This is a genomic window from Pseudonocardia oceanicola, assembly GCF_047200735.1.
Taxonomy (GTDB): Bacteria; Actinomycetota; Actinomycetes; order Mycobacteriales; family Pseudonocardiaceae; genus Pseudonocardia.
This window is the reverse complement of record NZ_JBJZON010000096.1, coordinates 1-464: the sequence shown is the minus strand read 5'-3', so window position 1 is coordinate 464 and position 464 is coordinate 1. Positions and strand designations below refer to the sequence as shown.

Below are 464 nucleotides of genomic sequence, written 5' to 3'. Positions count from 1 at the left end.
GCGGCGGCCCAGTCTTCCGCGGTCATGGAGGTGAGGCCGGCGAAGGTGCTGGGGCCGGCGAGCATCTGGCCGCCGTCCATGGCGATGGTCTGGCCGGTCAGGTAGTCGCAGGCGTCGGAGAGCAGGAAGATCGTGAGGTTGGCGAGTTCTTCGACGGTGCCGGTGCGGCCCATGGGGATGGCGTCGGCTTGGGTGGCGCCGATGGAGCTCTTGTCGGTGGGGTTGAGCATTTCCCAGGCGTAGTCGGTGGGGATCGGGCCGGGGGCCAGGGCGTTGAGCCGGATCCCGTGGCGGGCCCATTCGACGGCCAGTGACATGGTCATCGAGTGCACGGCGGCCTTGGCCATGGCCGAGGGTGTGACGAACGCCGAGCCGGTCCACACCCAGGTGGTGAGGGTGGAGAGCACGCTGCCGGGCAGCCCGGCGGCGATCCAGCGCTTCCCGGCGGAGTGGGTGGTGTGGAA

At 70.0% G+C, this 464-nt stretch carries 1 protein-coding gene; it reads right to left on the bottom strand.

All coding sequences use genetic code 11. The annotated features are described in order from the left end of the window. On the bottom strand, positions 1 to 383 hold a 383-nt coding region (locus ACL02T_RS34970; RefSeq protein ID WP_412835103.1), incomplete at its 3' end, for an SDR family oxidoreductase. Between the last annotated feature and the right edge of the window lie 81 nt (positions 384 to 464).